We start from the raw sequence: 6024 nt of genomic DNA on the forward strand, positions 1-6024 counted from the left end.
ACTACTTGATTGACGAGCGACGGAGCATCATGGCGAAGAGCGAGCGGGCCAAGGAGCTGGCTGCGAAGCAGAAGGCTGAGGCCAAGGCATTGCGCGAGAAGAAGCGCAATTCCGACAATCCGCGCGACTGGAACACCTGGAAGCAGATCCGCGAGTCATTCAAGATCACCCGCGAGGTCGACTCACAGCTGGTCTACTGGCTGATCGGCACCTGGCTGGTCGTCACCCTGGCCGGCCTCGGTATCGGTCTGGCCACGGGCTACTGGATCTGGGGCCTGATCATGGGCATTCTGCTCGGCGTCACTGCCGCGCTCTACATGCTCACCCACCGCACCAAGAAGGCCACCTACGTTCGCTACAAAGGGGTGCCCGGCGCCGGCGAGGTTCCGCTCGGCATGCTGAACAAGAAGAAGTGGACTGTTCAGCCGGCCATCGTGGTCACCCGCCAGCAGGACTGCATCCACCGCGTCGTGGGTGCGCCCGGTGTGGTGCTGGTCGGCGACGGGGATCCGGGCCGGCTGAAGTCCCTGCTCAACACCGAGACCAAGCGCCACCAGCAGGTGCTCTACGGCATTGAGGTGCATACCGCCGTCATGGGCGAGGGCGAAGGCCAGGTGCCGATGGACAAGCTGCAGAAGTACGTCGAAAAGCTGCCCGCCAAGCTGGACAGCATCGAGATCGCCGAGGTGCAGAGCAGACTCAAGGCCCTCGACGCGATGAAGTCTCGCATTCCGGTGCCGAAGGGACCGCTGCCAACCAATATGAAGGGCTCCCGCAAGGCAATGCGCGGTCGCTGACCGGATGGCGCATCTTCTCGGGGCCGAGGCCCTGCATCTTGAATACCCGACGCAGGTCGTCTTCGACTCGGTGACCCTCGGTATCAACGAGGGCGATCGCATCGGTGTCGTCGGGCGCAACGGCGACGGAAAATCGTCGTTGCTGGGCATGTTGTCCGACCGAATTCAGCCGAACTCGGGCCAGGTCACCCGCCGAGGTGGCCTTCGGATCGGGGTGCTCGATCAAGCCGATACCCTGGACGGCCAGGCGAGCGTCGGGTTCACCATCGTCGGTGACGTGCCTGAATATGAATGGGCCGGTGACCCCAAGATCCGTGACGTTCTGGGTGGCCTGGTGCCCGACCTCGATTGGGACACGAAGGTCGGCACCCTGAGCGGTGGCCAGCGCCGCAGGGTTGCCCTGGCGTCCTTGCTGGCCGGCGAATGGGATGTGGTCGCTCTCGACGAGCCGACCAACCACCTCGACATGGAGGGCATCACCTGGCTCGCCCACCATCTGAAGAACCGCTGGGCGCCCACCGCCGGCGGGCTGCTGGTGGTGACCCACGATCGCTGGTTCTTGGACGAGGTCGCCACCGCCACCTGGGAGGTACACGACCAGATCGTGGAGCCTTTCGAGGGCGGCTACGCGGCCTACGTGCTGCAGCGAGTCGAACGCGACCGGATTGCGGCGGCCACCGAGGCGAAGCGGCAGAATCTGATGCGCAAAGAACTGGCCTGGCTGCGTCGTGGGGCACCCGCCCGCACCTCCAAACCGAGGTTCCGCATTGAGGCCGCGAACGAACTCATCGCCAACGAGCCACCACCCCGCGACAAGCTCGAACTCGACCGGCTGGCGGTGGCCAGGCTGGGCAAGGATGTCGTCGATTTGCTCGGCGCGTCCGCTGGTTTCGATGGACGCGAGGTCCTGCATCAGGTGACCTGGCAGATCGCACCGGGCGAGCGCAGCGCTGTGCTCGGCGCCAACGGAGCAGGCAAGTCGACCCTGCTGGGCCTGATTTCCGGAGACATCAAACCGACTGCCGGGCGGGTGAAACGCGGCAAGACCGTGCAGCTGGCGGTGCTCGACCAGCAGTTCCATGAACTGGACGAGCTCACCGACGATCTGGTGCGTGATGTGCTGGCGCGTCATCGGGCGAGCTATCCGGTGGGTGGCAAAGAACTGACGCCCGCCCAATTGTTGGAGCGCCTGGGATTTTCCTCCCAGCACCTGTCGGCGCGGGTCGGCGAGCTGTCAGGCGGCCAGAAGCGCCGCCTGCAATTTCTGCTGGTGCTGTTGAGCGAACCCAATGTAATGGTTCTCGATGAGCCTTCGAACGATGTCGACACCGACATGCTGGCCGCGATGGAGGATCTGCTTGATTCGTGGCCGGGAACCCTCATCGTGGTGTCGCACGACCGCTATCTCGTCGAGCGGGTCACCGATCAGCAGTATGCGATCATCGACGGCAGGCTGCGGCATGTGCCGGGCGGGGTGGACGAATACCTGCGCCTGCAGGAAACCGCCGCTCAGACACCGGTCTCAGCCTCACGATCATCGGATCTGATGAGCCAGCAGTCCTCCTCCGGCGCCGAGGAGCATGCGGCCCGCAAGGAGTTGGCAGCGTCCGAGCGAAAGCTCGAACGGCTGGCCGGGCAGAGCGCCAAACTTCAAGAGAAGATGGCCACTCACGATCCAAGCGACTACGAGGGCCTGACCAAGCTGAACGAGAAGCTTCGGGCCGTCCAGCAAGAGTCGTCCGAGGTCGAAGAACGCTGGCTTGAGCTGGCCGAACAACTCGGTTGAGCAGCCCAGCTGTCAGCGTCGACGATCAGATCTGCCTCGATATGCTCTCCGCGAGTGTCGTTCGCACTCTGCTCAGTGAGGAGTGACGCGCTCATAAAGCCCGTCCAGCGCTTGGCGCAGCGCCGGTGAACTGCCGTCGAAGAACTCTTGGCGCAACTCTTCGTTTAGGCCGCCCGGAGTCTCGGAGTGTTCGACAAGGTGCGTGAGGTCGACGCTCGAGTCCCTCAGTGCTGGTGCGAGACTCGCGAACAGACCGCGCACGAACGGCTCCGTTGCATCCCTCGTGGCACCGCGTTCGGCTGCCCATCCGCAGACGATGTCGAGATAGCGGTAGAAGCCGCTGACGGTGCCGGTAAGCGCTGAGTAGACGGCCAGATCGGGCTCGGCGACCAGCTCGAAGGTCCCACCCAAGAGGTCGAAGACGGCCCTGGCACGCGGTTCGGGCGGCGCCATCACCGTAACGGAGTCGCGCCTGGCCACCGCTGGCATCGGCACGGCCCGCACGATAGGAACGTCGGTGTCCGCCGCTGCAGCGATATCGGCGATTGCGACACCTGCCAGCAAGCTGATCACCAGCTGCTCGGGCCGGAACCGGAGGCCGGCCAGCGCCTCGTGCAATTGGTGGGGAAGGACCGCCAGCACGACGATGTCTGAGGCAGCGGCCACCTGGGCGTTCGATTCCGCCACCGTGACGGTGCCGGGGAACTCCGTGGCCAGCCGCGCCGAGATGTCCGCGCTGCGCGGGGAAACCATGATGCGCTCGGGCGCGCCTGCCGCACCCGCCAGTCCGGTCACCATGGCCGCCGAGATCTCTCCGGTGCCGATGAATCCGATTGTCTGCGTAGCCATCATGTGCCCACGCTACTCGACGCCCTCCACGGGGGCTCCGGTGCCGAATATCGAGTTGAGTTATCCACAGCTACGAAGTTCCTCGTTCCGCGCCGATGAGTAGGGGGTTGAATCGGTGACATGGATGAAAGGGCCGATTACCATGACTCATATGACCACAGCCGACGCGTCCAGCTTCCTGCCTTACGGCAGGGCACTCACGCGCGCCGATTTGGAAGCGATGCCCAGTGACGATGGCCATCGCTACGAACTTATCGACGGCGTGCTGATCGTGAGCCCGTCTCCGCGTCACCTTCATCAACGCGTGGCGGCGCGCCTGCACCTGATTCTTCATGCCGCCGCGGCGGACGAGCTCGAGGTGCTGTTCGCCCCGTTCGATGTCGTCCTCGCCAACGACACGGTCATCCAGCCAGATCTGATCGCGGCGCCGATGAGTGACTTTACGGAACGCGATCTGCCCACTGCTCCCCTCCTCGCCGTCGAGGTGCTATCCCCCTCCACTCGGGGAGTCGACCTCATGCTGAAAAGGGAGCGCCTGCAGCGCGCCGGATGCCCGCACTACTGGCTCGTCGACCCCGATGAACCATCCGTCACGGCGTTGGCGTTGTACGACGGGGCCTATCGTGAAACCGCCCATGCAGCGGCGGACGAGACCTTCTGTGTCACGGCCCCATTTCCGGTGAGCTTCACACCCACCTCTCTCGTGGACTAAACCGGCGCAGCGATAATCCATCGGGGGTCGTTACGACGGCTCACTGCCCAAGGACGAGACAATCTGGCCGGCCCGAGGCCTGTGGTGGCGTCCGGCCCGAGCAGGTCAGGCGGCCATTCCGGATAGTTCGGGCACGTGGCGATCCACTCGCGGCGAGCCTGCGATCATCCAGTATCCGAGACCGATGACAACACTGCCGCCCACCAGATTCCCCAGCCCCACCCAGGCCATATTGGAGCCGAAGGATGCGAGAGTGGCATTGGGATCCGAGGTCAAGAAGCCGATCATGAAGGTGGTCATATTGGCGATCACGTGCTCGAAGCCGGAACTGATGAACGGGGTGATCGCGATGAAGGTCAGCCCGATTCGGGCTACTTCGCTGGTGACACGCGTGCCCATGAAGATGGCAAGACCAACGAGCACGTTGCACAAGATGCCGCGGGTGAAGAGTTCCAATGGCCCTTCATTCGCCTTGGCCGCGAGCATGTCCGCGATCATGGCACCTGCGGGTGCATTGGAGTGGAGCACTCCGGACGCGACGATGAGAGCAGCAAATGCGGCCGCGCCAAGGAAATTCGCGATGAAGATGAACGCGAGTGCAGCCGCCGCGGGTCCGGGTTTGAGCGCCCGCATGTAGACCCCGACCGGCAGTTGCATCATGGCCGAGGTGGCGAGATCGACGGTGCCGAAGATCGTCAATGTGAGCGCGCAACCGAAGACCACCCCAGAGATCAGCTTCGTCAGACCATCTCCTGTTGCGGCGAGCGGGCCGGCCACGCTCACCATCAGGACGACACCGATGCCGATGTAAGCGCCGGCAAGCATCCCCGAGATGAGAAATCGGCCCGGCGTGGCAAGACCCTCGGCCTTGTGAACGGCGGCCTCGGACTGGACATGAAGCGTTTCCGCAATGGCAAGCACCCTGAGATCATGCCATGCACCCCGAAGCCGGGCGCCGTCGGGCGGGTGGCCTCAACCCGCGACCGGACGCAATAGCTCCGGGCCGGTTAAGCCGGCTGAGGACGGGTGAGGATTTCGGCGCCTCGCTCGGTGATGGCGATGGTGTGCTCAGTGTGTGCTGTGCGGCAACCGGTCACGCTGCGCAACGTCCAGCCGTCATCGTCCATCTTGAGTTCGGCGGTGTCGGACATCACCCACGGCTCGACGGCCAGTAGCAGTCCTGGACGCAGCTTGAAACCGCGGCCCCTGAGCCCATCGTTCGGAATATGCGGATCTTGGTGCATGGTGGAACCGATGCCGTGACCTCCGAACTGAGTGTTGACGAGATACCCCTCCTGCTTCAGCACCGCACCCACGGCATGCGAGATGTCGCCGATGTGCTTGCCTGGACGAGCCGCAGCGATGCCTGCGGCCAGTGCCCGTTCGGTGGCATCAATCAGCGCGAGACTTTCGGGCGGCTGCACATCGCCGACGACGAAGCTGATGGCTGCGTCCGAGGCGACACCGCCGAGAACCACAGCCAGGTCGAGAGTCAGCAGATCGCCGTCGGCCAGCGCATAGTCACGCGGCAGCCCATGCAGCACGGCATCGTTGACGCCCGTGCAGATGAAATGCCCGAACGGGCCGCGTCCGAACGAAGGGGCGTAGTCGACATAGCATGACTGCGCCCCGGCATCGACGATCATCTCCTGGGTCCAACCGTCGATCTCCAGCAAATTCGTCCCGATCGTGCTGCGCTTCTTGAGGGTTTGCAGGATGTCGGCGACCAAAGCCCCCGTCTGCCTTGCTTGGCTCACCTGGGCAGGATTCAGGATCTCGATCATAGGCAGATTCTCTCACGCTGACGCGCAGCGGCTGCCGAGAGTCACACAAGCTGCCGAACGTCCCGCCGCCGCTGCCACTTTCGGCAGTCACTTTCG

General features: G+C 64.1%; 6 protein-coding genes. 3 read left to right on the plus strand and 3 right to left on the minus strand.

The annotated features are described in order from the left end of the window. Positions 1 to 29: 29 nt before the first annotated feature. Entirely contained in the window at positions 30 to 797 is a 768-nt protein-coding gene (locus AAFP05_RS06390; RefSeq protein WP_341729021.1) for a DUF4191 domain-containing protein, read from the plus strand. A 4-nt stretch (positions 798 to 801) separates the two neighbouring features. Further along, positions 802 to 2583: an ABC-F family ATP-binding cassette domain-containing protein gene (locus AAFP05_RS06395; protein WP_341729022.1), complete on the plus strand. Its 1782-nt coding sequence runs from the start codon at positions 802 to 804 to the stop codon at positions 2581 to 2583. A 72-nt stretch (positions 2584 to 2655) separates the two neighbouring features. On the opposite strand, the gene AAFP05_RS06400 is transcribed toward AAFP05_RS06395, so the two are convergent. Continuing rightward, positions 2656 to 3435 carry an NAD(P)-binding domain-containing protein gene (locus AAFP05_RS06400; RefSeq protein ID WP_341729023.1) on the minus strand — a complete coding sequence of 260 codons (780 nt, stop codon included), beginning with the start codon at positions 3433 to 3435 and terminating at the stop codon, positions 2656 to 2658. A 148-nt stretch (positions 3436 to 3583) separates the two neighbouring features. Here AAFP05_RS06400 and AAFP05_RS06405 point away from each other — a divergent pair, with 148 nt between their 5' ends. Then, positions 3584 to 4144, plus strand: coding sequence for a Uma2 family endonuclease (locus AAFP05_RS06405; protein ID WP_341729024.1), 561 nt, complete (start codon positions 3584 to 3586; stop codon positions 4142 to 4144). Positions 4145 to 4249: 105 nt separating this feature from the next. On the opposite strand, the gene AAFP05_RS06410 is transcribed toward AAFP05_RS06405, so the two are convergent. Both AAFP05_RS06410 and map read right to left on the minus strand, forming a co-directional pair. Next, positions 4250 to 5065: a formate/nitrite transporter family protein gene (locus tag AAFP05_RS06410; RefSeq protein ID WP_341729025.1), complete on the minus strand. Its 816-nt coding sequence runs from the start codon at positions 5063 to 5065 to the stop codon at positions 4250 to 4252. An 86-nt stretch (positions 5066 to 5151) separates the two neighbouring features. After that, positions 5152 to 5928: a type I methionyl aminopeptidase gene (gene map / locus AAFP05_RS06415; RefSeq protein WP_341729026.1), complete on the minus strand. Its 777-nt coding sequence runs from the start codon at positions 5926 to 5928 to the stop codon at positions 5152 to 5154. Positions 5929 to 6024 lie beyond the last annotated feature (96 nt).

The organism is Brooklawnia sp. (genome assembly GCF_032229645.1).
Classification (GTDB): Bacteria; Actinomycetota; Actinomycetes; order Propionibacteriales; family Propionibacteriaceae; genus Brooklawnia.

Coding starts and splice junctions, on each gene's coding strand:
- AAFP05_RS06390 (WP_341729021.1), top strand. CDS start 30: ATGGCGAAGAGCGAGCGGGCCAAGGAGCTGGCTGCGAAGCAGAAGGCT.
- AAFP05_RS06395 (WP_341729022.1), top strand. CDS start 802: ATGGCGCATCTTCTCGGGGCCGAGGCCCTGCATCTTGAATACCCGACG.
- AAFP05_RS06400 (WP_341729023.1), bottom strand. CDS start 3,435: ATGATGGCTACGCAGACAATCGGATTCATCGGCACCGGAGAGATCTCG.
- AAFP05_RS06405 (WP_341729024.1), top strand. CDS start 3,584: ATGACCACAGCCGACGCGTCCAGCTTCCTGCCTTACGGCAGGGCACTC.
- map (WP_341729026.1), bottom strand. CDS start 5,928: ATGATCGAGATCCTGAATCCTGCCCAGGTGAGCCAAGCAAGGCAGACG.